Origin of the sequence: Microcoleus sp. B3-D7 (assembly GCF_036705305.1) — a bacterium.
GTDB lineage: Bacteria > Cyanobacteriota > Cyanobacteriia > Cyanobacteriales > Microcoleaceae > Microcoleus.
Genome location: NZ_JAUBUE010000030.1, coordinates 1 through 26,611 on the forward strand (window position 1 = coordinate 1; position 26,611 = coordinate 26,611).

18 protein-coding genes and 1 pseudogene are annotated in these 26,611 nt (G+C 45.7%); 14 read left to right on the top strand and 5 right to left on the bottom strand.

Annotated elements, in window-relative coordinates; translation table 11 throughout:
* Window positions 1–128 precede the first annotated feature (128 nt).
* On the top strand, window positions 129–353 hold the full coding sequence (locus QUB25_RS19395; RefSeq protein WP_333185208.1) for a hypothetical protein: 225 nt from the start codon (window positions 129–131) through the stop codon (window positions 351–353).
* A 383-nt stretch (window positions 354–736) separates the two neighbouring features.
* A complete protein-coding gene (locus QUB25_RS19400; protein WP_333062611.1) occupies window positions 737–2,662 on the top strand; it encodes an alpha-amylase family glycosyl hydrolase in 1,926 nt (641 codons plus the stop codon).
* A 233-nt stretch (window positions 2,663–2,895) separates the two neighbouring features.
* Here QUB25_RS19400 and QUB25_RS19405 read toward each other — a convergent pair.
* Window positions 2,896–3,979 (bottom strand): annotated as a pseudogene (locus tag QUB25_RS19405) (IS630 family transposase).
* 180 nt (window positions 3,980–4,159) lie between these two features.
* Window positions 4,160–4,381: a glycosyltransferase gene (locus QUB25_RS19410; protein ID WP_333185211.1), complete on the bottom strand. Its 222-nt coding sequence runs from the start codon at window positions 4,379–4,381 to the stop codon at window positions 4,160–4,162.
* Window positions 4,382–4,765: 384 nt separating this feature from the next.
* On the opposite strand from QUB25_RS19410, the gene QUB25_RS19415 reads away from it, so the two are divergent.
* The 4 genes from QUB25_RS19415 to QUB25_RS19430 all read left to right on the top strand — a co-directional run bounded on the left by QUB25_RS19415 (window position 4,766) and on the right by QUB25_RS19430 (window position 8,994).
* Window positions 4,766–5,650, top strand: a complete 885-nt coding sequence (locus tag QUB25_RS19415; RefSeq protein ID WP_333185213.1) for an inositol monophosphatase family protein — start codon at window positions 4,766–4,768, stop codon at window positions 5,648–5,650.
* Between the two features lie 160 nt (window positions 5,651–5,810).
* A complete protein-coding gene (locus tag QUB25_RS19420; protein ID WP_332985141.1) occupies window positions 5,811–6,491 on the top strand; it encodes a Crp/Fnr family transcriptional regulator in 681 nt (226 codons plus the stop codon).
* A complete protein-coding gene (locus QUB25_RS19425) occupies window positions 6,488–8,413 on the top strand; it encodes a M61 family metallopeptidase (RefSeq protein ID WP_333185215.1) in 1,926 nt (641 codons plus the stop codon). Before QUB25_RS19420 ends, QUB25_RS19425 begins: the two co-directional genes overlap by 4 nt.
* A gap of 107 nt (window positions 8,414–8,520) precedes the next feature.
* Entirely contained in the window at window positions 8,521–8,994 is a 474-nt protein-coding gene (locus QUB25_RS19430) for a TerB family tellurite resistance protein (RefSeq protein ID WP_333062604.1), read from the top strand.
* Between the two features lie 395 nt (window positions 8,995–9,389).
* Here QUB25_RS19430 and QUB25_RS19435 read toward each other — a convergent pair whose 3' ends face one another.
* Both QUB25_RS19435 and QUB25_RS19440 read right to left on the bottom strand, forming a co-directional pair.
* Window positions 9,390–9,920 (bottom strand): peptidoglycan-binding protein, encoded by a 531-nt coding sequence (locus QUB25_RS19435; RefSeq protein WP_333037722.1) that lies wholly within the window; start codon window positions 9,918–9,920, stop codon window positions 9,390–9,392.
* Window positions 9,921–10,188: 268 nt separating this feature from the next.
* A complete protein-coding gene (locus QUB25_RS19440) occupies window positions 10,189–11,841 on the bottom strand; it encodes an NAD(P)H-hydrate dehydratase (RefSeq protein WP_333185217.1) in 1,653 nt (550 codons plus the stop codon).
* A 114-nt stretch (window positions 11,842–11,955) separates the two neighbouring features.
* On the opposite strand from QUB25_RS19440, the gene mnmA reads away from it, so the two are divergent.
* Entirely contained in the window at window positions 11,956–13,047 is a 1,092-nt protein-coding gene (gene mnmA / locus QUB25_RS19445) for a tRNA 2-thiouridine(34) synthase MnmA (RefSeq protein WP_333037717.1), read from the top strand.
* A gap of 186 nt (window positions 13,048–13,233) precedes the next feature.
* Here the strand turns inward: mnmA and QUB25_RS19450 are convergent, their stop codons facing one another.
* Window positions 13,234–13,818 carry a hypothetical protein gene (locus QUB25_RS19450; RefSeq protein ID WP_333037715.1) on the bottom strand — a complete coding sequence of 195 codons (585 nt, stop codon included), beginning with the start codon at window positions 13,816–13,818 and terminating at the stop codon, window positions 13,234–13,236.
* A gap of 1,069 nt (window positions 13,819–14,887) precedes the next feature.
* On the opposite strand from QUB25_RS19450, the gene QUB25_RS19455 reads away from it, so the two are divergent.
* The 7 genes from QUB25_RS19455 (at window position 14,888) to QUB25_RS19485 (ending at window position 26,483) form a co-directional block, all read left to right on the top strand.
* Window positions 14,888–15,247, top strand: a complete 360-nt coding sequence (locus tag QUB25_RS19455) for a hypothetical protein (RefSeq protein ID WP_333185220.1) — start codon at window positions 14,888–14,890, stop codon at window positions 15,245–15,247.
* Window positions 15,248–15,394: 147 nt separating this feature from the next.
* Window positions 15,395–16,330 carry a SpoIIE family protein phosphatase gene (locus QUB25_RS19460; RefSeq protein ID WP_333185222.1) on the top strand — a complete coding sequence of 312 codons (936 nt, stop codon included), beginning with the start codon at window positions 15,395–15,397 and terminating at the stop codon, window positions 16,328–16,330.
* 77 nt (window positions 16,331–16,407) lie between these two features.
* Window positions 16,408–16,986 (top strand): DUF6272 family protein, encoded by a 579-nt coding sequence (locus QUB25_RS19465; RefSeq protein ID WP_333063673.1) that lies wholly within the window; start codon window positions 16,408–16,410, stop codon window positions 16,984–16,986.
* A gap of 47 nt (window positions 16,987–17,033) precedes the next feature.
* Window positions 17,034–17,378, top strand: a complete 345-nt coding sequence (locus QUB25_RS19470) for a slr1659 superfamily regulator (protein WP_333063675.1) — start codon at window positions 17,034–17,036, stop codon at window positions 17,376–17,378.
* A 70-nt stretch (window positions 17,379–17,448) separates the two neighbouring features.
* Window positions 17,449–18,924 carry an adenylate/guanylate cyclase domain-containing protein gene (locus tag QUB25_RS19475; RefSeq protein ID WP_333185224.1) on the top strand — a complete coding sequence of 492 codons (1,476 nt, stop codon included), beginning with the start codon at window positions 17,449–17,451 and terminating at the stop codon, window positions 18,922–18,924.
* Between the two features lie 908 nt (window positions 18,925–19,832).
* Window positions 19,833–24,668: a PAS domain S-box protein gene (locus QUB25_RS19480; protein WP_333185226.1), complete on the top strand. Its 4,836-nt coding sequence runs from the start codon at window positions 19,833–19,835 to the stop codon at window positions 24,666–24,668.
* Window positions 24,669–24,833: 165 nt separating this feature from the next.
* Window positions 24,834–26,483 carry an ABC transporter substrate-binding protein gene (locus QUB25_RS19485; RefSeq protein ID WP_333037701.1) on the top strand — a complete coding sequence of 550 codons (1,650 nt, stop codon included), beginning with the start codon at window positions 24,834–24,836 and terminating at the stop codon, window positions 26,481–26,483.
* Window positions 26,484–26,611 lie beyond the last annotated feature (128 nt).

Sequence of the window (26,611 nt, forward strand, 5' to 3'; positions counted from 1 at the left end):
GAAATCTGTTCGTTGTCATCTTACAATTTTATTCTTGAAGCCCTATTCTATGCAGCTTCATATTAAATTGGTATAAGTGGATTTATTTTAAGAAAAATGCTCCCAGCTTGGAAATAGTGCCGTCAACAATGGAAACAGTATCGGAAATACAGCAAGCCTTTGCGATTGCCAATGAAACTAATTTGAATCCAGAGGAGTTGGCATATTTAGAAGAACACGAAATGTTTATTCTCGATCAGCAGCGTGTCTTGCTCAAGGGAATTGAAAAAGGCATCGCACAAGGCAGAGAACAAGGCATCCCAGGAGGCAGAGAAGAAGGACTCGCGCTAGGAATGAGAGAAAAGGCTCTATAAATTGCTAGGCAACTTCTCAATGTCCTTGACAATCAAACCATTAGTCAAACTACTGGTTTGAGCGTTGAAGATATCCAAAACTTGCGGGAGGAATAGAAGCAAGGGAAAAAGTGCGATCACACAATGAGTGTACCTTTTCTCGTTAACAGGCTCAGCCTGGTAGCACTGGTTTTTGAGGCTCTGCCTCTGTGATTGAGAATTACGCTAAATATTAACTCTCATCCACCTAATACTCAAGGATGAGCCTGCCCTCTCTCTAAAGGAAGATTTCATTAAACGAGTAAATTCCGTATGATGCTCTAAAAGTCAGTTAGAGGGGAAAGCTATCTCCGACTGTAGCTCCGAATAACTGACCAATCTTACAATATAAAAAAATACATCTCATGACATCAGTCACTCCAAATCAAACTTCCTCTCAATACGAAGTTAGCGAAGCCGAAGAAAAAATTGACTCTCTGGTAGAAGAAGTTAAGCCAGAAAGCGAACTCGATTTAGAATTCCTCTACACCAGAGACATTGAATTCCGACAAGAAACAATTTATTTCATTGTAGTCGATCGCTTTTACGACGGCGACCCCGCAAATAACGAAGGCCCCAACCCAGAACTTTACGATCCAGAAGGCAAAGATTGGGGCAAATATTGGGGCGGCGACTTGCAGGGAGTTATCGACAAACTCGATTACTTAAAAGATATGGGAGTTACCGCAGTTTGGCTGACTCCACTGTTCGAGCAAGTTGAAGCATTATTTGTCGAACAAGCTGCAATTCACGGCTACTGGACTAAAGATTTTAAGCGACTAAATCCCCGCTTCATTGCCACAGGCGACAATCCTTCTATCAACCAAACACAAGAAACTAAAGATACCGTATTTGACAAATTAGTATACGAGTTGCACCAGCGAAATATGAAACTCGTGCTCGATATTGTCTGCAATCACAGCAACCCAGATTTTAGTGGTAAAAAAGGGGAACTCTACGACGACGGCGTAAAAATAGCTGACTTTAACGACGATGAAGATGACTGGTATCACCACTACGGCGAAGTCACAAACTGGGAAGATGAATGGCAAGTCCAAAACTGCGAACTCTCTGGTTTAGCAACTTTCAACGAAAACAATATTGCATACCGCAATTACATTAAGTCAGCAATTAAACAATGGCTGGACAGAGGCGTTGATGCTTTGCGGGTTGATACAGTCAAGCATATGCCTATTTGGTTTTGGCAGGAATTTAATGCTGACATTTTAACACACAGACCTGATGTTTTCATTTTTGGCGAATGGATTTACAGCGACCCTAGAAACGATCGTTCTGTGGAATTTGTCAACGAGTCGGGGATGACTATTTTAGATTTTGGTCTGTGCGTGGCAATTCGAGAAGTATTGGGAAAGGGTGCGGAGGCGGGATTTAAGTTAGTCCAAGATGTCCTGAATTTGGATCACCGCTACTACGGGGCGACGGAGTTGATTACTTTTATTGACAACCACGATATGCCGAGGTTTCAGTCGTTGAATCCCGATCCAGAAATGCTGCGGTTGGCGATAGGTTTAATTATGACGACTCGCGGCATTCCCTGCATTTATTACGGCACCGAACAGTATCTTCACGATGATACCGAAGGGGGAAACGACCCCTACAACCGCCCGATGATGGAAAAGTGGGATACTGATTCGCCGATTTATCGAGATGTGCGGTTGCTGTCGGGCTTGCGGCGGCTGAATCCAGCTATTTCGATGGGGAGTCAGTGGCAAAAATATCTAACTGCTGATGTTTATTGTTACGTGCGTCGCTATCGCGATTCCGTGGTGTTTGTAGCGATGAATCGGGGCAATTCTGTGACACTTAAAGAGGTGGATACTGAGCTGCCTGATGGAGAGCATACGGAGGTTTTATCCCGCCGTAAGTTTGAAGTTAAAGATGGAATGCTGTACAACTTAGAGTTGGGTTCGCGGGAAGTAATGATTTTTAGCCGCGTCGGAGAGCGAGTTAAGGCGAAAACTATTGTGCGGGCGCAGCTTAACAGCGTTAGAACTCAGCCTGGGGAAAGAATTGTGGTGATTGGAGATTGTCCTGAATTGGGGAATTGGGATATTAGTAAGGGCTACCCCTTAGAGTATATCAATACTAATACTTGGTTTGGGGAAATTCCTTTTAATGAAAGTGCGGGGAAGTTGATTTCTTATAAGTATGCGCTGCTACGGGAAGGACTGTCGCCGCTGCGAGAAAATCTGGTTTGTCGCCGCTGGGTTTTAGTTTCGGAAGGGACTGTGAAATGGCGGGATAAGTGGGCGAGTGGACGGGAGTCTTAATAGTTTTGATTTCGGAGTTTTGAGTGAAACCGTTTTAGGCACAGAAACCGAGTTTGATGAACGAAAATACTTCCTTAAGCCTTTCGATTATCTTTGTCAAACCCGGTTTATTTACTAGGTAAGTAACTGCTGTGAGATTTAATTAGGAACTGCAACTCATAATTGATGATTTTTTAAATATAGCGATCGCAAATCATTCATAAATCGATTGAGGGTTCGATCGAGCATGAGTTTTATGAGAATGTTAGCTCAAAATCACCAAACTTGTGTAGCTTGGGAAAGTCAAATCTTTGCTGCTGTATGGTAAAATTGAAGAACCATTTAACCAAGGAAAAAGAACCGATCCGATTCCCAAATTTTCTCACCCAAGTTTTGGCATGGAGCCAAATATCCTCTACGGGATTTTGCTCGGGAGCATTGGGAGCAAATAGGACACAAGTTAAAGGCCATTCATCCTTCGGTTTGCCTCGATTAACTTCTTCTAGGTAAGCCTTCATCTCTTTATATTTGTGGTAACTAGCTCCATCCCAAATAATCAAGTGTCTCGCTTCAGGATTTAAGCATTGTAAATACTTTAAGAAATCGACCGTATTCTCGGAATTCGCAGTCGCATATTCTCGCAGAACAAACTGTTTGGTTAAATAATCGGTCGCACCATAATAAGTTTGTTTTTCTCTCTCATTTACCACTGGTATTTCTATTTTCTCATTGCGCCTTCCCCAAACATAGCCACAGGCATCTCCCCAAAGAAGGTGACACTCATCAATCAAATACACCACAAGCTTTCTCGACTCTATAGCTTCTCGATGTTCTTCGAGAGTTTCACAAATTTCTTGGTGCTTTTTTTTGACAAGCTCTTCATCACCTTTTGGGTTCTTTTTTTGAGACTTTTTCCAGCTAATTCCCGCTGACTTAAAGAGTTGATAGTAGCTGGTTTGAGATTTAAATTCAATCTGATATCGCTCTGCTATATAATTGGCAACAGCAGATATATCCCACTGATTTTTATCGGTTAACCATTGGATAATTTCCTCTCGTTCTTCTGGCTTAAGCTGTCCCTGCGAGCCTCGATGATTTAAGAGCAATCCTTCAATTCCATACAACGCATAATTGATTTTCCACTTGCTGATAAATGGAGATGATACTCCCAAAATAGTTGGGATAGTTTTGCGACATATCCCTTCAATTAGCATCCGAACAGAAGACAGCTCTTTTTAGTTCTCTTGGGTCGGGATTGCCGGCAATAAAATTTTCGAGTTATAATAAAGCCTGGGCTGCATCTTCTTTGAATTTGTCTGACGATTTCTCTCGGGACATCTCAACTTCTACTTAGATTTACATCTCTCATTATACACGCTCGATGATTTACAAATCATTTGCGCTCGCTATATGACTTAGGTAATAAATAGTTGGGCTTTTTATCTATGTCAGTAAGGTGTGCATTGTGCATCCTGCAGACGTGATTTATGGTGCGCCGAGGCGCACCCTACAGTTTTATTAAAGCGATCGCCACTTCTGGGCTAAAACATCGACATAACGTTCGCTGCTGTGCTGGTTCACAACCATTTCGTAGCCGCGCTGCGCTTGAGATTCAGCTTCTTGAGGATTTTTTAGCAAATGGACGATCGCATCCCGCAAACCTGTTGCATCTCCCACATTTACAACTTTGGCAAGATCCGGGGCAGCTAAATAATCGACCCTACCTTGAGTCCCAGTCATGACGACCGGGCGGCCATTGCTTCCAGTAAAACCTGCACTCCAGCAGCATATTTATTGTCCACCAAACAAACTGCAATTTGGTGCTGGCACAAATTATCTAACCTCAGAAAATTCTATCCTCAACTATTGAAAGTGGTGGTGCGGTCAGTCAGTCGATTTTAGATTTTAGATTTTAGATTTTAGATTTTAGATTGACTCTACACATGATGAATCTGGGGGTTCTCCGTCATGTCTAAATTTTTTTAATTCCACCACTCCTGTCTGGGACTTGTATAGCAACGGCCCTCATGCTTAGGAAACCGGGTTTATGGACAACCGGGCGCAAATCCTGTACGACTCAAAAACAGTGACTCGCGCCGATCGATTCAAAGGACTTAAGCTTTTATGCTGAAGTTAGCTAAAGAATTTATGTTTAACCTCATGTATATTTCTCCAGAGCAAGACCAAAAAATTCGCTACACCCTACGCGAGTGCGGTCAAGAAGCTTACAAGCTAGCCGCCGAACCTTTTGAAGTTTCCGAGAAAGGGCCCAACGACTACGTGACGAGTATCGATCAATACCTAGACCGACAACTATCGGCAGCATTTAGCGCTTTGTTTCCTGAAGACGGCAGGATCACCGAGGAAAACAGCGCCTCCAGAGCAGCTTACGGGGCCAATTACCAACGCCTCTGGTGCATCGATCCCCTCGACGGGACTGAAGAATTTATTCGGGGAAAACTGCACTACGCTTCGATGGTGGGGCTGCTGCTTGAAGGGGAACCGGTGGCCGGCTGGCTCAACGCCCCGGCTTTTGACCAAATGTATTTTGGTGGCAAAGATTGGGGATTGTTCCAAAGTGTGGGAACCCAAGCGCCGCAGCCGATCGCGCTGTGCAAACCGCCGGCTCCGACAGCGGAAAATTGTAAAATTATTCTTGGAGACAAAGACCAGAAAAACTACGCCCGGGCGATCGCCCAAAGCATCCCCGGAGCCGAATTTTACTCGCTGGGCAGCTTTGGCTTAAAAGTGATGGAAGTTATCTTCGGTAGAGCCGGTTTGTATTTGTATCTCAACGGCAGAGTTAAAGTTTGGGATACCGCCGGCCCTCTGGCTCTAGCAAAAGCAGCCGGATTGGTTTGTTGCGACTTGCAAGGTCAACCGCTGAGGTGGACTAAAGATGCGATCGAGCCGGAAACTCTGGCCCACACACAGTCAATCGCGATCGGCTGGCCGGAATACATAGAACCTCTGTTGGGTAAAGTTCAACAGGCAGTGGCCGGCTTGTAAACCCGTTTAAGATTAAAGAATCTGCCGATTTTACGTGAACCGGGCCTCTGCACCCTTATCATCAATTAAAGGAGCAACAGATTGTTTGTGTTCCCAAACATCGATCGTTCCCTAGCTGTTGGGTGTCGCCTAATCATATTTCCCACCTCCGCGAGTTTGCATGAAGACAGAAGCTTTCAGTGAGCTGTTCCCTCTATTTAAGGGTGCTAACCCAGAAACCTTGGGAGGGTTGCTATCAAATGCCGTCAAGCATGAGTATCCCCCGGGCCGAGCTGTAGTGATGGAGGATTCTTGGGGCAACGCGATTTACTTTGTCGTGTCTGGCTGGGTAAAAGTCCGCCGCTTGTCAAACGATCGAGCTGTATCAATGGCTATTTTAGGACGGGGTGCCTTCTTCGGCGAAATGGCCATTCTGGACGAATCTCCCCGATCGAATGACGTACTTGCTCTATCGCCAGTGCGACTTCTCAGCGTCACAGCTCAGCGATTTATCCAAACCCTGTTTAAAGACCCGCAATTGCACCACCGGATGCTGCAACTGATGGTACGGCGGCTGCGCCAAACCAATCTCCGCTATCAACTCCGCAACCGCCAGCCAGCGGTTAAACTAGCAAATACTTTAGTCGAGCTGGCAGAAAACTACGGTCAGAAAACTGCTGAGGGCAAAGATATCTTCAATATTCCTTATGAAGACTTAGCTGATGTCACAGATATCACCCTAGATGAAACCAGCAAAATTATGGAAAAACTCGATAGTAAAGGTTGGATCAATATCGATCCAGACCGCCAAACTATCCATTTGATCAACCTCAAGCACTTGATTAATTTGGCAAGTCAATGACTGATGTTACTTGTTTGGATACTTCGTCCGCTGCCGGCAACAGTCAGGGGCAACTAACAGCACCGACAATTCAATATTCGGTGGCGATGCCCAATCCTGAATCCCACCTCTTTGAAGTAACTTTGCGCGTGCAAGGTTGGTCGGAGCAGGTTCTGGATTTAAAAATGCCTGTTTGGACTCCCGGTTCTTACTTGGTTCGAGAGTACGCCCGCCACCTGCAAGATTTTAGCTCACAGGTGGGCGATTCCCTACGGGATAGCTACGCCGCGCGTGCTTTACCTTGGCGCAAGCTCAGCAAAAATCACTGGCAAATCGAGACAAATTCCGTGTCAGATGTCACGGTTTTCTACCGCATTTTTGCCAATGAACTGACAGTGCGAACCAATCATTTAGACTCGACTCACGGTTATTTCAATCCGGCGGCTTTGTGCTTTTTCTTGCCCGGTTTTGAGAGCAACTGCTACACCGTAACCGTTGTGCCGCCGCAGCCCGAATGGCGCACCGTTACTACTTTGCCACCTGTTTCTGGCCAAAATCTTACTTTCGCTGCTGCGGATTTTGACACTCTGGTAGACAGTCCTTTTGAGATTGGCTATCACGAAGTGTACGAGTTTGAAGTGATGGGAAAAGCCCACCAGCTAGTTGTTTGGGGGAAAGGCAATTTAGAACCAGATCGCACGATTCGAGACATCCAAAAAGTGATCGAAGTCGAGGCAAAAATGTTCGGCGGTTTGCCTTACGAACGCTATGTGTTTTTCCTGCATTTGTCTGGCTCTGGTTTTGGCGGTTTGGAACACAAGGAGAGCTGCACTCTCAACTATCCGCGTTTTGGTTTTCGGGCTAAGGAAAAGTATGAACGCTTTATTCAGTTGGTAGCTCACGAGTTTTTTCACCTGTGGAATGTCAAGCGCATTCGACCGAAAGCTCTGGAAGTATTTGACTACGAAAAAGAGAATTATACTCCTTCTTTATGGTTTTCTGAAGGGACTACCAGCTATTACGATTTGGTGATTCCTTTTCGAGCTGGTCTCTACAGCGTGAAAGGTTTTTTCCAAGGTATGGCTAAGGAAATTACTCGCTTGCAGACGACTCCGGGGCGGAACGTGCAGCCTCTGAGCGAGTCGAGCTGGGATGCTTGGATTAAACTTTATCGCCGGGATGCTAACAGCGATAATTCGCAGATTTCCTATTATTTGAAAGGGGAAGTTGTTTCGTTTTTGCTCGATTTGTTGATTCGAGCTAGACACGGCAATGAGCGATCGCTCGACGATGTGATGCGTTTGATGTGGCAGCAGTTTGGCAATGCTAATTCGACTGAAAATGGCGATTTTGACCTGAAGTCGGAAACAGACGGCAAGTCGGCGCATTTGACATCAAACGGACACTTAAATTCTCCTTCGCTGCCCGCAGAAATAGGCTTTACTCCCGAAGAGTTGCAAAGTGCGATCGAGTCCGTCGCCGGCATTGATTTGAGCGACTTTTTTGCGCGCTATATAGACGGTACAGAAGAGTTGCCTTACAACAAATATCTCGAACCTTTCGGGCTGCAAATTTGGGTAGATGAAACTGACCGAACGCCTCGCATCGGTTGGACGTTGGGATCGGAAAACGGGCGGGAAATGGTTAAATTTGTCGAAATAGGCTCTCCGGCACAATTGGCGGGAATTGACGCTGGGGACGAGTTGCTGGCGATCGAAGGTTTTCGGGTAAATTCAGAACAAGCGGGCGAGAGACTAAAAGATTTCAAGCCTGGGGATATCGTCTCGGTGACAGTTTTTCACCAAGACGAACTGCGGACTTGTCGTGTGACTCTCGCGCCGCCGCGGCCTGGCCGCTACTCGATCGTGCCGGTGGAACAGCCCACCGCTATTCAGAAACAAAACTTTACTGGATGGCTGGGAGTTCCTCTGTCGAAATTGTGACATAAATGAAGGGGAACGGGAAAGAAAAGACAAGAAGGAATCAGGCTCAATTCCTAATTCCCAATTCCCAATTCCCAATTTTCAATTCCCAATTACCCATTTTAATTATGCAAACCCCACCTCCTCCATCAATTACGCCCCGCCAGATGAATCTGCTGAGGATTGTTACTTCTATGGCTTGGGCTGACGGCCAACTCGCGACAGAAGAAGTTGATTTAATGCTCGATCGTTTTTGCAGTTTGTTTGCCCCAGATACCGACGGACAACAAATGCAACAAGAACTGCGGGATTATATTATGCAAAATATTCCCCTTGACGAGTTGATCGGTCAACTAGAAACTCAAGATGAAAGGGAATTAGTCCTGCAACTCGGCTATGAAGTGATTTCATCTAGTTCTCGCACTCCTGACGAACCAAAAATTAACGCTGAAGAAGCCGCAGCTTATCAAAAATTAGTGCAGTTGCTGAATCTTTCAGAGGATGTGGTCAAGCGTATTGAAGCTGAATCATCGGCGGGAGATACTTCGGAGGGAATGATAGAGAAGATGGCTCAAAAATTAGAAAAGTTCATCAAAGGCTAGTTCGGGACTTGCGTGCGCTTGGCTTAAAAACCCGGTTGATTCCTAAATTTCTTGTTACTAAACCTGGAATTTTTCGTAGAAACCGGGAATAAGCCCTCCATGCCTAAGTCTTGTTAGGTAAGTATCGGAATAATAATTTTATGATTGCAACTATTTACAACTAAATCAGAAGAGAAATAAACCGGATTGTGACTCCCAATTTCCTAAGATATAGTAAGAAATAAACACGGAAAAGTCGAGAATATTTTTTATCGCCGAGAACGGTAAGAGAATTTGCGATCGCCCTTCCCGCGCGCTGCCTTCCCCTTAACGATAATTAGGGACTTAGGTAAAGCCTAAATCCCTAATTGAGCTACCGATTTTTGGCGATGACTGAAAGTGAAGCCAACCAGTCATTAATGCGGTAACTTGCTGAGGGCGTGCCAAGTTCTGTAGCCTACAATTCCATCTTGCGGTAAAGCCTTGCTCAGTTGCAATTGCCGCACTGCTACATCTGTCATCGCCCCGAAGAATCCGTCAATGGAGCCGAAATAGTATCCATTGATTTTCAAGACATTCTGAACAATTTTAACAGCATTACCAGAACTGCCCTTCATGACGATCGGCATATTCACAGGTGCACCAGAGTATAGTGCTTCCCAAGTGATAGGGCCGACAATCCCATCTTCTTTTAAAAAGACGCGGTGTTGATAGCCTTTGACGGCGTTTTGAACTTGGACGCCGAAAATACCGTCAATCGGCCCGAAATAATAAGCCCAATGATATAGAAGCTGTTGTAGTTCCTTGACAGCTTGACCTGTTGAACCCATTTGTAAAGTGGGTTTGTTTACTCCAGTGGTTTCAGCAAATGTAAGACTTGATTGAGCAGTAGTATCGGCGACAAGAGCCATAGTTTCATTGTTCAAGCTTCTTTCTTCGGTATACATAATGTGGTTCCTCTCAACATTTAAGTTTTCGTCTTTGATATTTCAGGTATAACTGGTGGGATTTGTGGATGCACAGTCACTTTTTGGAGTGTCACTCATGTGAGTGTCACTCGTTTGAGTTACCCGTTGGTTTGTCATAACGAATACAAGTTGTAATATTTTTATGAGGACTTCCGTTGTCAATACAAACCAAGGGGTAAGGTGCGCGGTGGACACCTACCCAATACAAAGATGCGAGGTACGCACCCTACCAACTAATGTTGATTGTTTACTCAGTAAATTCTCGCAATGTTGGAATTAAATACTGTGTCAAAGTAAAGGCATCTACTCCTAATTCCGTCCGTTCTTTGGCAGCCATGATTCCCGCTTGAGCGTGCCACCAAGCTGCTGTTACAGCAACTAATTTGGGGGGGGACTTGCGGGCGATCGCTGTTGCTAATAGTCCCCCTAACAAGCCGGTGAGAACATCGCCGCTGCCGCCTCTGGCGAGGGCTGGGGTGCTTTCGGGATTGAGATAGGTGATGATACGTGAAGCGTAGCTATCCCGTAGGGAATCGCCCTCATCCTTCCAACTTATGCAAACTCTCGCTCCTTTGAGCAATATCGTTGCGCCACAAAGCTGAGCTGCTGCTTGAGTTGCCGCAATTCGATCATCGCCGGTTTCGTCGGCTAATTCGGGAAATAAACGCTTGAATTCACCCGGGTGAGGCGTGATAATTGTAAGTGCTGAACGTTCCGACAAAATCGGGACTGTGCCGAGTTGAGCGAGGATATTTAAACCGTCAGCATCTAAAACCAGAGGTCGATCGCTCTCCAGTAGAGATTCTACAGCTATTGCCGCTTCCAATGTCAGACCTGGCCCTGCGGCGATCGCATCATAGAGGCCCAAATCAATTGCTACTGGCAACTCGCTAATTGCACCGCTTTGGGTTTCGGGACATCCTATAACTAATGCCTCTGGCAACTGGCTGCTCAACATCGGTTTAATCGACTCAGGAACAGCGATTGACAGCATTCCGATGCCGCTTGCTCTTGCTCCCAATGCTGCCAAAATTGCTGCACCGCTGTAGCGGCGGGAACCTGCAATAATTAGTAAGTGACCGTTGGTGTATTTGTGCGAAATTGGCGATCGGGGTAACGGCAAATGCTGAGTTGCCGAGGCTTTTGTAATGCGTTGTATTGCTGGCGTTTCACCCAATATTGCTGCAATATCTGCTGCGGGAATATCAAAATCAATTAATTCGGAACTGCCGATATATTCTAACGCTCTGTCTTGCAGAAAAGCCATTTTCCACAAACCCAAACATAATGTATGTTTTGCCCGAATTGCCGTTCCCAAAACTTCTCCGGTATCTGTATGAATTCCCGATGGAATGTCTATACTTAAAATGGGTATGTCTAAATTATTTATTTCGTCAAGAGCTGCCGCAGTGGCGTTATTAATTTCTCGTTCTAATCCGAATCCAAATAAACCATCTACAAGCCAATCGCAGTTTTTCAAATTTTCAATTTTGTCAACAAATGGAATATTTAAAGAACGCGCATAATCAGCGTGATTTTTTGTTAGTTCTTTTAGTTTAGAAAACGGGCAGTAAATAACTACTTGGAACCCTTGAAAGTGCAATTCGCGGGCAACAACCAAAGCATCGCCGCCGTTGTGTCCTGGGCCAACCAATACGCCGATAATTGGCAATTGAGAATTAACAAGATTTTTCCCTTCTTCCCTTTTCCTTCTATCCGTTAAATCCCTTACACTGCCCGTTGCCGAACTTCCTTCCACCTTCAAAAGCTGCTGAATGCGTCTAGCAATCAGTCCCGCGACTTTTTCCATTAAAGCTGCGACTGGCATTCCAGCAGCAAAAATTCTCGTTTCTATTTGCCGCATTTGGTCGGCGGTGACAACAAATTTTTGAATAGTCATATTAGTGCTAAAATTTCAGCTAACAGCAGCAGTGGCAAGTTGTAGTATCTTTGTGGTATAATAAATTAGCTCGATCGAACAAAGTAACAGTAAAATAGCAATTTCTCTCCAACCATGAACAAGATTGTTGTAGGCCTCTCCGGCGGGGTCGATAGTTCCGCAGCAGCCGCAATTTTACACCATCAGGGATATGAAGTGGTGGGTTTAACGCTGTGGTTGATGAAGGGCAAAGGTCAGTGCTGCTCTGAGGGAATGGTCGATGCAGCTAAAATTTGCGAAGATTTGGGCGTTCCCCACCACATTGTTGACAGCCGCGAGGTCTTTCAGGCAAGTATTGTCGATTATTTGGTGGAGGGTTACAGTGCAGGAGTTACGCCTTTGCCTTGTTCGCAGTGCAATAAAACTGTGAAGTTCGGGCCAATGCTTAAGTATGCTCGCGAAGAACTGGGAATTGAAAAAATCGCTACAGGGCACTACGCTCGGATTACTTACGATGCTGCTACGGGTCGTTATCAGTTGCTGCGGGCGATCGACCCTGCGAAAGATCAGTCTTATTTCTTGTACGATCTAACACAGGATTTGTTGGCGGGTACGGAATTTCCTTTGGGGGAAATTACCAAGACAGAAACTCGCAGAATTGCGGCAGAATTTGGCTTGACAACTGCTGATAAGCCGGAAAGTCAGGATTTATGCTTGGTGGAAAGTAACGGTTCGATGCGGGCTTTTCTGGATAAGTACATTGCGCCGCAAAAGGGTGACATTGTGGACAAGTCAGGGCGGGTGCTCGGACAGCATGACGGTGTGCACCACTACACCATCGGGCAGCGGAAGGGACTCGGAATTGCTGCCGCGGAACCGCTGTATGTGATTGAACTCGATGCTGCTGGCAATCGGGTAATTGTGGGCGATCGACAGTTGGCAGTAGAATCTGAATGTACAGTCCAGAAAGTGAATTGGGTTTCTGTGGCTGCGCCGATGGCTCCGATTCGGGCTCAGGTACAGATTCGATATCGATCGCAACCCGTCCCCGCTACCATTATTCCTGTACAATCCTCCCAAGCAGAGGAAAAAGTCGGCGGTACAAGAGTTAAGTTGATTTTTGACGAACCGCAGTTGAGCATTACCCCCGGACAAGCGGCTGTTTGGTATGACGGAGAAGTGCTGTTGGGCGGCGGCATCATCGAAAGAAACCAACTCCCAGGTTGATTTAAGGGACAGGCGTGCTTACCCCACAAGAAACTTCCCACCAGAAAATTCACACTTTTTGGAACAGGCATCTTGCCTGTTTCAAGAAGCCCACAAGAAACTTCCCACAAGAAAATTCACACTTTGTGGAACAGGCAAGAGGCCTGTTCCAAAAGGAAACTTATATTTCATTTCACAGGGGTACATTTACCTAGCTAACTTTTTTTCCAAACGCAAGATATTTCCCCTAGCATTAGTACGGTAAACCCAAGTTTGCCTACCATCAGAAACCACAACCCGCCAACCTTCGACAATCATTTGACCGCAAATTTCATCCGCTTTCGAGAGTCCTAAACAAGTATTCGGCCAACTTTGTTCGCTCGATTCAGTTACTTTCAACTTGTCAGCACCAATGCCAGTGGAGTCCGACAACTCTCTGCGAACTGCTGCTGCTACGGTGGCGGGCAATTTGTTCGGGGGATTTTTGCGCGTACCCTCGGCAAAATTCCCCGGTTCGGAAATTAGAGTATTGAGTGCCAATACCGAATAGCTGATTTTATGGGACACCGCGGCTGAGGAAAATTGCTGCGCGGTTTGCTGCTGTTGCCTTTCCAACTGGGCAAGGGAATCTTTGAGAGCGCCCGCGTTAGCCGCAGCGGTGTGTCTTAGCGCCGGATACATTTCCCATACCAGAATTCCTGTCAGCACCAAAGCCAAGATTACAGGATTGGGCTGCTTTTGCTCTCGGTTTTTATTCTTTGGGGATTTATTTTTGGAGATTCTTTTCATCATACGCCCTCTGCCTCACTTTACACAATGCGCGATCGCTCCTGAACACTCAACTGCAGATACTTACTTAGACACTATTGCTGGTGCTATTGGTTCCTTTGTGCAGAACCGACTTGACTGCTGGTTGCTGGTGCGGGGGAAGTATTTCCTACTTGCTGCCGGCAGTTGTGTTTCAGGAAACTTGCACTACCCAGTTATTACTTAATTTTTACTTTTTGTCTCCGGGTATTAAGAAAAATTTATGCTTAAGTAAATATTCTTAAAAGCCTCTAATCCTGCCCCCGAATCTCAGTACAAATTACTATTCTGCGTTCCAAAACTGCTAAACGTGTTTTAGACTGTGGAAGGCGAACTGAGCCAAGGATATCACAGGGATGCCACAAAATTTGTTGCAACAGGACGAAAACGCCTTAGAAATTAAATCAGCTATCGCTGATTAATTGTATTAGCATTGTGCTTTTCTAGAGCGAGTGTCCCCGAAACTACTTTAGTAGCGATCGCTACTTTTTTAGTATAATCTTATTTAAATGTATCAATTATGAACAGAAAATCCTTGGCTATCCATTTAATGAATCGGCTGAGCTATCCTCAAAAATTTACCTTAATCGGTTGTCTATTTGCAATACCGTTAACCTTGATCATGTACCTGCTGATTTCCGAAATTAACAGCAGGGTTGATTTTTCCAAAAAAGAAATCTACGGTAATCAATACCTGCGCCCGCTGCGCCAGTTGAGGGAATACATACCGAAACTTCAACTGTTAAATTATCATAGTTTCAATCCTAATTTAAGCAATTCAGAATCCCGAACCGATTAAGAAGCCAAGAAGATAGACAAGAACTTTCAAGCGCTAGCAAATACAGATTGCCAGATAGGAAACATATTAATGTCCAGTGAAAACTTTAATAAAATTTATCAAAATTGGCAAAATTTCAAACTTCGCCACAGCCAGTGTAGTTTAGAAACTTACAATTTTGTAGATTAACGTTTAGCTGCCGAACTTAATAGACTGAGCGCTCGCGTCGGCGATACTGATAATCTAATTTTAGACCCCGATCTAGATGCCTATTATTTGATGGATGCTACTTTGCTGAAGTTTCCAGAAATTCCAAAAATTCTGTCAGAGATTAGGTTTATTTCTCAAATAAACAGCTTGCGTTCCGATGCCACACCTAAAGAAAGAGCGAAACTGATTACTTTAACCCGCAAATTGAGAGAACTTAATCAGGATTTAGCTATCAATATGGAGGTAGGACTTAGCAATAATTCTCACGGGAATCTGAGCCCGAAATCAAGTAAGCATTTGACCAACTTTAACTCGGTAGTAGAACACCTAAATGAGCAACTAGATAAACTGATTAATCCCACAGCCTTAGTAGAATATTATGCCTATCTTGATGGGAGCGATCGAGTTCTGGATTCTAGTTTTTAACTGTGGGATGGAACTCTCAATTAATTAGACTTTTTTCTGCAAAAACGCATTGATAGTTTTGTTGCCAAGAAACGCATAGTTTCTATTGTGGTGTTAATAACTTTAGCCATATTTATTTATTTATTTGTAAGTTCTTACCGAACAGTTATGCAAACTGTATTTGTCCTTGACGAAGCTGCAAAAAAGATGGCAAGCGGCAATCTTGACCACAAAATTATTTTGGATAACAGAGATGAACTCGGGCAACTTGTGGGTGCGTTCAACAAAATTACCGATGCCTTAGTTGGTGCAAATCAAAAAATTACTGTTCTCAACGTTCGCCTAAAAGCTGAAAATATGCGAATGAGCGCAGAACTAGATGTTACTGGCACGATTCAGCAGATGCTGGTGCCGAAAGACCGAGATCTCAAGGAAGTTATCGGCTTAGGTATTGCGGGATTTATGGAAGCTGCTGAGAAAGTAGGCGGCGACTATTACGATGTACTGCAGCACAAAGGTAGAGTGAAAATTGGCATTGGCGATGTGACGGGACACGGATTGGAGAGCGGCGTGTTAATGATTATGGTTCAAACGGCAGTGCGAACTTTGCTCGCCTATAACGAAGCCGAGCCGGTGAGATTTTTAACTGCTATTAACAGTGTAATTTATGATAACGTGCAGCGGATGAAATCCGATAAAAACGCCAGCCTTGCTTTGCTAGACTATCAGCAAGGAATGCTGAAGTTGAGCGGCCAACACGAAGAAATGATTGTCGTGCGGTGTAACGGTTCTGTCGAGCGGTTTGATACGATGGATTTGGGTTTCCCGATCGGGCTGGATGCAGATATTGCTGAATTTGTTGCTGAAAAAATTGTGCATTTGCATTCAGGAGATGTGGTAGTGCTGTACACTGACGGGATTACGGAAGCTAAAAATATGGATAAACTGCTTTATGGTTTAGATAGGTTAATTGAGGTAATAGAGATTAATTGGCAGCGTTCGGCTGGCGAAATCAGCCAGGCTGTAATTAAGGACGTGCGATCGCACATCGGCGAACAAAAAGTTTTTGATGACATCACCTTGCTGGGACTCAAACAAAAATAACTCTTTGGATCTCCCTTCTAAAGTTTAAAATATATTCAGTGATCCCCATCATCTCAAACTTTAGCTCTCACATCGATATGAGTCAAATTTTCGGCGATTTCATCGAGCAGCCCGCTAGCCAAGAATACTTAATAATTGGATTTTCTCCGAGTTCGGTTCCTCTCAAGCAGCGGTGGCGGAACAACGGTTTATCGGCGGATTTTCTGGCTGACTACCTGACGACTTTTTTTCCGGGCAACCAAGATGATCCCTCGACAATTGAAAGACAAGCTGAAATAAAAAGCGCTGTTAGCTACATTGCCAACGAGTTATTGGAAAATGCCATGAAGTTTAATGATCAAACCTCGGAGTACCCGATCGATATTAAACTGCAATTAGAGAGCGACGGAATGATTTTCTCAGTTGCTAATAGCATCTCTCCCCAATCTGTGGACAAGTTTCAGGCTTACATTCACCAGTTGCTGACCTCCGATCCCAGCGAACTTTACATTCAGCGGTTGGAAAAAAATGCTGCTGACGAAAGCTGTACCAATTCTGGATTGGGTTTGTTGACCATGCTCACAGATTATAGCGTCAAACTTGGCTGGAAATTCCAGACCGTACACAAAGACCCGGAAGTAATTGCGGTGACAACTATGGTGCAATTAACAGTATAAGCAACGCTGGCGCTAGATAATATCTAAGGGACTTTTTTTTTGTGGCTATGGAAATTAATACAGAAGATTACCGGATCTGTTACGATCCAGCAACGGCAACCGTGAGTTTTATTGGATCTCTAAGGCTGAGCGGGCCTGCGGAGTACGCGCCGATAGCGCAGTTCCTGACGAAGGTTGGCGACTTGGAACCGGCGAAAATTACCCTCAATTTGCAGCAGTTAGAATTTTTGAACAGTTCAGGCATCAATATGCTATCGAAGTTTATTATCGAGATCCGCAAAACCGCCCGGGTGCAAATGGCGGTACAAGGCTCTCAAAGCATAGGTTGGCACGGCAAATCTTTGAGGAATTTCCAGCGCCTGATGCCGGGTTTGCAGTTGGAATTTCTATAGATAGACTATTACTTTTAGGGTGCGAGCTGTTGAGCAATTTCTTGTTAGTCGAGGCGCAAATTCTAGAGTTATGCTGGAAGAACAACCATCTAGAGAACAGCTACTTTTAGAGATAGAAAGATTGCGCCAGCAAGTGGAAGACTTGAAGGAGGAAAAAGCGGATCTGGAAATCTTGCTGGAAACTACTGCTGAACATTCCGATACGGTTGAAACTGAGTTACGCTCTCGCGCATTCGAGGCCGTGCGCGAAGGTGAAATCAAGCTGGCTCAATTTCTAGAAGCGATTCCCATAGGCGTGCTCGTGCTAGATTCTAAAGGCAGACCTTACTACGTAAATCACGCCGGACAGCAGTTACTCGGTCAAGGAGTTTTACCCTTAAAGGCAGTTGAGGATTTGTCAGAAAGTTATCAAATTTATATTGCGGGAACTGACACTATCTACCCTTTCGAGAATTTGCCTATCGTCCGAGCTTTGAGGGGCGAAAACGCGACGGCTGAAAATCTGGAAATTCATCAACCCGACAAGAAAGTTCCCCTTGAGATTTGGGGAACGCCAATTTTTGACGAGGGTGGCAAAATTGCTTTTGCGATCGCAGTTTTTCAAGATGTCACGGAACGCAAAGAAGCTGAAGCCGATCGCCATTTATTTATTAAGAAACTATTTGACCTCAACCAAAATTTAGAAAAATCCCTGGATGCCGAATCAGACTTAACTGATGCCTACGGTAGATTTGTGCCGCACCAATTTCTAAATTTGTTGGGATATGAAAGTATTATAGATGTCCATTTAGGCGACCAAGTGCAGCAGGAAATGTCGGTGCTATTTTCGGATATCCGCGACTTCACTACGCTTTCCGAAACCATGACTCCCCAAGAAAATTTTAAATTTATCAATGCTTACCTTTCACGAATGGAGCCTGCAATTACTAGCAATAACGGGTTTATTGACAAATACATCGGCGATGCAATTATGGCTTTGTTTAGTGACTTTGCAGATGATGCAGTGAAAGCGGGTATTGCAATGCTAAATATCCTGAAAAATTATAACGAATACCGTCAAGGCGTCGGCTACGTCCCGATTCAAATTGGCATTGGCATCAATTCGGGTTCTTTGATGCTGGGGACAGTCGGGGGTATAAGCCGAATGGACAGCACTGTGATTAGCGATGCTGTTAATTTAGCATCTCGCATTGAAGGATTGACCAAAGATTACGGCGTACCTTTGTTAATTTCTCACCAGACTTTGGAACGGTTGCGAAATCCGACAGATTATGCTATTAGGATTGTGGATAAAGTACAGGTAAAAGGAAAATCTCAATATGTCGTAGTCTATGAGGTATTTGATGCAGACCCGCCGGAAAGTTTGTCGGCAAAGCTAGCAAATTTGTCTCTATATAATGAAGCTATGTTACTGTGCGATCGCAAGGACTTCCGAGAAGCTGGAAAATTATTTGAAGAGTGTTTGCGAACAAATCCCAGCGATCATGTAGCTCGCATTTACCTGAAACGCTGTCGGGATTGGCGATCGCTCCTTAAAGGAATTTAAAGCAAGTTAGTCGATTTTAGATTTTAGATTTTAGATTTTAGATTTACTCCACAGATGAATCGGGGATATTGAACAAGAGTCTAAAATTTTGAGCTGGTTACGACTTCTGTCAGAAAACCAGTATCCGTTGTTGGGATGATTCATGACTCATGACTCATTTCAAATCCGGTTACATCTGACATTTTGCACCATTCTTGCTTAACAGACCCCGACAACCTGTTCCACAAAAAGCTAAGCTAATGCGCCTTTAAATTGCATGGTCAAATAAACTTTCACTCTTGTGGGGTGAGAACGAAAGACCGCCCTCAACACAAAATTTAAATGCACAACAGCTTACGTCTCAAAGTAATCCAAGCCCGGAGAGCTTTCTGGGATGAAGAAAACAGAGGCCTGTCCCGTGTTTAAAATCCTCCACATCATCAACAATCGAGCTTTTAGGCACAACCCAGAGACTTTCAAGAAAAGCCAAATTATCCCTGGTACGACACTGGGTTTTAAAATGAAGCGTTTATATTTTCAAGACACTACAACTAAAATATATCTTGAGAGTGGTGACTGACTCCTAAAATCTGTAAAAGGTGTAAAATATAAATAGCTTTATACTTGTTACTTCTGAGGGTTCTCAAAATAGAACAGCTTAGGGCGGAAAAACCAGCGATCCGTAATTTGGTGCGAGAACGGCGGCGCGCGCTGAACCTGTCTCAGAAAAAGTTGGCGAATGAATTAGGGATGACCTTACCCCGATTAATCGTTTAATCGTTGGGAAAATGGACACGCTACAACTTCTCGCTTGCCACTCAAGCAAATTGAGATATTGCTGGATGAGTTAGGTAATTCGTCAGATGCAACGCTTCGCGAATGCAGTAAGGCGCTGCGAGCAAGATATTTTCGGATAAGGAGTACAAAGGGTGAGTGTAGAGGGAATCAACAGCATTTTCAGAAATATTCGACTACTTCCCTATGGTGTGGCGACCCTCTCCGTGGCTCTGGCACTGGCGCTAACCCGATCGCTTTTACCGTGGATCTACCCAACCACGACGCCCCTGTTTTTCATCGCGGTGATGGTGAGTTCCTGGTATGGCAGTTTCGGGGCTGGGTTTCTGGCAACAATTTTATCTACGCTGGCAATTAAGTATTTTTTTATTGAGCCGTTATATTCCTTACAGATCGCTAATGTAGAGACAATTGTTCGGCTGGGTATGTTTTCGATCGCGGCAGGATTGATCGCTTCACTCAATCTATCGTGGCGCACTGCTATAAAAAACGCGAAAGCAGCCTTGCAAAATTTACAGCAGGCAATGGAACTAGAACAACAGATGCAGGGCGAAGCAGCACAAGCTGCGGTGACTGAGGCGCAAGAACAGCTAGAAACGGTACTTTCTAGCATCAACGATGGGTTTTACATCCTCGATCGCGATTGGCGCTACACCTATGCCAACGATCGCTACTGTGAAATGGTTGGAATGCCGCGGTCAGCGATTCTGGGTCAGAACGTTTGGGAGCTATTTCCCGCTGCAGTTGACACCGATGCTTACGTGCAGTTTCATCGGGCAATGCGCGCACAAACGCCGCTCCAGTTTGATTATCTCTACTCACCTTGGAAAGGTTGGCACAACCATCGAATTTACCCTTCGCCCAGTGAACTGACCGTTGTGCTTGCTGACATTACCGATCGCAAACAGGCGGAACTCCTCCTAATCGAGCAGAAACGACTGCTGGAGTCGATCGCATTCGGACAGCCACTAGACGACTGTCTGGCAGCCGTGTGTGACTCAGTATCCAGGCTGAATCCGGGTACCCGCGCGGGCTTCCTGCTAGCAGATGCTCAGGGGCTGACGTTTAAGAGATCAATTACTCCAGACTTTCCACCGTCTTTTAGTGAAGGACTCCAAGATGCTCCGATTAACGATTTGTGCATTGGAACCTGTGGCAAAGCATTGTATAGCGGTCAGCCCGTGACCTGCGCCGACATTGCCAACGACGATCGCTGGTCGCAAGCATGGCGAAATTTATGCGTGGCTCATGGCATTCTAGGGTGTCATTCTCAGCCCGTGCTCAGGCAGGACAATCTAGCTCTGGGGTCGCTGATGCTGTGCTTTAGCGAGGCGCGGAGGCCGACGGATTGGGAACATAAACTCGCCGAGTTCGGCACCCAAGTTGCCAGCATCGCCTTCGAGCGCGATCGATCGTTCCAGGCGTTGCGCGAGAGCGAAGAACAGCTCCGATTGGCTTGCGAAGGCGGCAATTTTGGTTTGTGGTATTGGGATATAGAAACAGACACGCTGAGTTTTACGGATAGAGCCAAAGCGATGTTTGGTTTACCTGTCAATACAGAAATGTCGATGCAGGTGTTTTTAGAAGCCGTGCATCCCGACGATCGCCCATTCCTTCACACCGTCCTCAGTGAGTTAAAAGCGAATCAACCGCATACTGAAATAGAGTATCGGACGCTGTGGGCAGATGGCACCGTTCGTTGGATTTTGGCAAAGGGCGATTGCGCCTACAACGCTGAGGGCATCCTAATTTCGACGCGGGGCGTATTAATCGACATCAGCGATCGCAAACAAGCCGAAGAAGCGTTGCGTCAAAGCGAAGAGCAGAGTCGGAACATTCTGGAAAGCATTGATGATGGATTCTTTTCCCTGGATGAGAATTGGCGTTTCACATACCTGAATCGGTCAGCGGAAATTCTGCTAGACCGCACTTCGGGCGATCTGATGGGGAAGAATTTGTGGGAAGAATTCCCAGGACTCAAGGGCAGCGAGTTTGAGCGGGTTTATCGGCGCGTGGCCAACGAGCGCGCGGCTTTATCAGTCACGGCGTTTTATCCCGACCACGATCGGTGGTATGACGTTCGCACCTACCCTGCCGCGAACGGGATTACCATTTATTTCCGAAATGTCACCGATGGAAAACTTGCCGAGGAGGTATTGCAACAACGAGAAGCAGAACTTCGTTTAGTCACCAATGCCGTGCCTGCCTTGATCTGCTTGGTAGACTCAGATCAATGCTACCGCTTCCACAATCGAGCATATGAAGAATGGTTTGGACCTCAGGCAAAAGAAATCTACGGCAAGCATCTCCGAGAGGTTTTAGGTGAAACTGGCTATCAAGGGATTCGTCCTTATGTTGAGCAAGTCTTGGCAGGAGAGGAAGTGACCTTTGAAACCCAAATTCCCTACAAAGATGGTGTAACCCGTTATGTCAATGCAACCTATGTTCCCCGCTTCAATAGCCAGGGAAAAGTTGAAGGGTTTGTAGCACTGGTCAACGATATCACCGATCGCAAACAAGCCGAAGCCACACTACGGGAAAGTGAGGCACGGTTCCGGCTGATGGCAGATGCCGCCCCTGTGCTGATTTGGATGGCTGGCACCGATAAACTCTGTTATTACTTCAACCTCCCGTGGCTAAACTTTACGGGACGGACGATCGAGCAAGAAAGCGGCAATGGTTGGGCAGAAGGAGTCCACCCCGACGACCTCGATCGGTGTTTAGGCACCTATGTGACTGCCTTTGATGCCCGTCAACCGTTCAAGATGGAATATCGCTTGAAACGCTTTGATGGCATATACCGTTGGGTTATGGATGAAGCTGTTCCTCGCTACGGATTGGAAGACCAGTTCTTGGGGTACATAGGCTCCTGTGTCGATATTGAAGACCACAAGCAAGCTGAGGAAGCCCTGCGCCAGAGTGAATCCCGCCTCCGTCTGATCTTTGAAAGCGCCAAAGATTATGCCATCTTCACCCTCGACCTTAACGGCATCATTGCCAGTTGGAACTCAGGGGCAGAAAGGTTGTTGGGCTATACCGAGACAGAAGCAATTGGTTGCCCCGCTAGGATGATCTTCACGCCCGAAGATAACGAACAAGGACAACCCGAGCACGAGAGGCAAACGGCTCTACTGCAAGGACGGGCAGAAGACGAACGCTGGCACGTCCGCAAAGATGGGAATCGCTTTTGGGCCAGTGGATTGATGATGCCCCTGCTTAACGAAGCGGATTGTCCGCAGGGATTTGTCAAAATCATGCAGGACAAGACCGCACAACGGCAAGCAAGTGAGCGACTGCAATTGCTGTATGAAACTACCCGCGATCTGATGCAGACAGAAAAGCCTCTGGCTTTGATGGACACGCTATTCCGCAAACTTGCTGTGCAACTCGATCTGCACTTTTACTACAACTTCATGGTGGAAGAAAAAGACAACCGCCGGATGCTGCATTTGAGAAACTATGATGGCATCTCTGAAGAAAGGGCGCAGGCGCTCGCATGGATCGAATTAGGGGAATATCTCTGTGGACTCGTTGCCCAAACGCAGCAGCAACTTGTCTTGAATCAAGCCGAACTCTCCACTCATCCGAATGCTAAAGTCGCCTATGAAATGGGCATCACGGCTTACGCGGGTCAACCGTTAATCGCTCAAGGGCAGTTATTAGGAACGCTCTCATTTGCCAGCCGGACTCGGACGCACTTTACGCCTGCAGAAATCGATATGCTGCGATCGACCTGTGACCAGATCGCGATCGCTCTGGAACGGGCAAACCTGAACGATTCACTCCAGCAGCAAGCGGAACAGCTAAGACAGGCAAATCGGATCAAGGATGAGTTTTTAGCGGTACTATCCCATGAATTGCGATCGCCCCTCAATCCCATCCTGGGCTGGTCAAAGCTGCTGCAAACTGGCAAGCTGGATGCGGCCAAAACTGCACAGGCGTTAGCGACGATCGAACGCAACGCCAAGCTGCAAAGTGAACTGATTGAAGATTTGCTCGATGTCTCGAAAATTCTTCAAGGCAAGCTCAGTCTTAATATGCGTCCAGTCGATTTAGCTTTAACGGTGGAATCGGCGATCGAAACCGTCAATTTGGCTTCAGTTGCCAAATCCATTGATATTCGGACTGTGTTAGATCCTCAGGTGGGACAGATTTTGGGGGATTCGGGCCGTTTGCAGCAAGTAATCTGGAATCTTGTTTCCAATGCGGTCAAATTCACCTCAGCCGGAGGGCGGGTTGAGGTGCGCTTAACTCGTGTTGGCAATCAAGCTCAAATTACGGTTGCGGATACAGGGATTGGCATCGCACCGGAGTTTTTACCCTACGTGTTTGACTACTTCCGGCAAAAAGATGGCGCCACAACCCGCAAGTTTGGGGGCTTGGGATTGGGGCTGGCGATCGTGCGCCATCTAGTGGAACTGCACGGCGGCACCGTTGGGGCAGATAGCCCGGGTGAAGGGCTAGGAGCTACTTTTACTGTAAGACTGCCGCTATCAGAGAAGGTAAAGGGACAAGAAAACTCTCTTGCAGGACTTTCCGAACGATCGACTGCGGATGAACCGTTATCGGGGATGCGGATACTGGTTGTAGATGATGAGCCGGATATGCGAGACTTGATTTCCTTTTCGCTAGAAGATGCAGGTGCAGAGGTACTGACTGTTGCTGTCCCTCAAGAAGCTCTCACAGCGTTGACTAATTTCCAGCCAGATGTCTTGTTGAGCGACATTGGAATGCCGGGGATGGATGGCTATATGCTGTTGCGGCAAGTGCGAGCTCTGCCGCCAGAACGGGGTGGGCTGATTCCCGCGATCGCCCTGACTGCCTATGCGGGGGAGTTTAATCAAAAGCAAGCTTTGCAAGCTGGATTTCACCGACATCTGGCAAAGCCGATCGAACCGGATAAATTAATTAAGACGATCGCCGCACTTCTTAGCAAGAACACTCATGAGCCAGCCAGCTATAAAAATTGAGCCGAAGGATCTCAGACCGAGCGGACACCACCAAGCTTTTAAGTTGCTCTGGTTAGGCAGCGATATTTGTATTACAGGAGAATCTATCAATAAATCCGGTTTCTAGTCTAACAGTGCGTAAGTCCTGATAATATAATCAATAATTTGGAGTGTCAAAAAAAGACGATGGGAATTAACAAGCACCAGCCTAGAATACATATAAAACCTTCAGTGATTAAAGCGATAGCTCTGTTCTTTCTGTGCTGCTTGTTAACTGCAAGTTGCGGGCAGGGATCACGTCGATCGGTGAATGCGAGCGGCGAAAATGCTAATAACCGCATTACTATTGGCACAACCTTGAAATTGCGGACGATCGACCCTGCGGACGGTTACGAAACATTATCAGGACAATTGCTGCGAAATTTGGGCGACACTCTCTACACCTACGAGTCTGGAACTACAAAGTTAATCCCCCACTTAGCGACAGCAATGCCAAAAGTTAGCCAAGACGGATTGACATATACAATCCCCTTGCGTCAAGGCGTTATTTTTCACGATGACACACCGTTTAACGCCGCAGCAATGGAATTTTCCTTGCAGCGGTTTATCAAAAATGGTGGCAGTCCGGCTATGTTGTTGAGCGATGCAGTAGAATCGGTGAAAGCCACGGGCGAATATGAATTAACTTTTCAACTCAAAAAGCCTTTTTCTGCTTTTCCTTCCCTGTTGACATTTTCCGGTATGTGTGCAGTTTCTCCGAAAGCATACGAGATTGGACAGGGTAAATTTAAACCCGATTCGTTTGTGGGAACTGGACGTTACAAGCTGGCGAAGTACGGCAGCGATTCTCTCAAGTTTGACGTGTTTGAAAAGTATTGGGGGGAAAAGCCGGTTAATCAAGGAATTGACATTTTGCTGCTTTCTAGTTCGTCAAATTTGTTCAATACTTTTCAGACTGGTGCCGTTGATGTGGCTTATTTGTCTCTGGATGCAGACCAAGTTCAAAGCTTGGACGAGGGAGCAAAAAAAGGGAAATGGCAGGAAATCGCGGGGGAAAGCAGTACGGTTAATTACATAACGCTGAATACCAAGTCTAAACCGCTGGACAAGTTAGAAGTCAGACAGGCTATCGCAGCAGTGATGGATCGCCCGGTGATTAACGAGCGCGTACTGCGGGGACAAGCACAACCGCTTTACAGTCTGATTCCCACAAACTTCGACGTTCAAAAACCGGTTTTTAAAGAACTCTACGGTGATGCCAACACGACAAAGGCTAAGGAACTTTTAACGAAAGCGGGATACTCGGCCACAAATCCTTTCGTTCTGCCAATTTGGTATGCTTCATCTTCCACAAAACGAGCTTTAGTGGTGAGCATGATGGAGGCGCAAGCTAAACTCAAAATGGACGGGATAATGAAGGTAGAAATTAACAGCGTGGAATCTCCGACTTTGTTTCAAAACATAGAGAAGGGAATTTATCCTGCGGTTTTAGTGGATTGGTCCGCCGACTTTTTTGACGCTGACAATTACATCCACCCGTTTTTAGATTGTGCGACAGGTTCCGAGGCTGAGGGCTGCTCCAAGGGTCAAAGTCAAGGTCAGGGTTCGTTTTATTATAGCGATCAGGTAAATCAACTGATCGACAAGCAGCGCAAAGAAACAAACCCTGAAACCCGCAAAGCCATATTTGCCGAAATTCAAGACATACTGGGTAAAGATGTACCTTTCATCCCTCTTTGGCAGGATAAGGACTATACTTTTGCTCAGAACAGCATCACCGGCGTCCGTCTAGAACCGACGCAATCTTTTCCTTTTTGGTTCCTGAAAAAGCAATAATTCGTTACAATAATAGAGGGGAGTTGAAACGTCAATAATTATTGCATATTTTGTACACAATAGGGTGATGATTGTCACAGTTTATCAAAGAGACTGATCACCCTAACCTATTTAATAATGTGGGATAT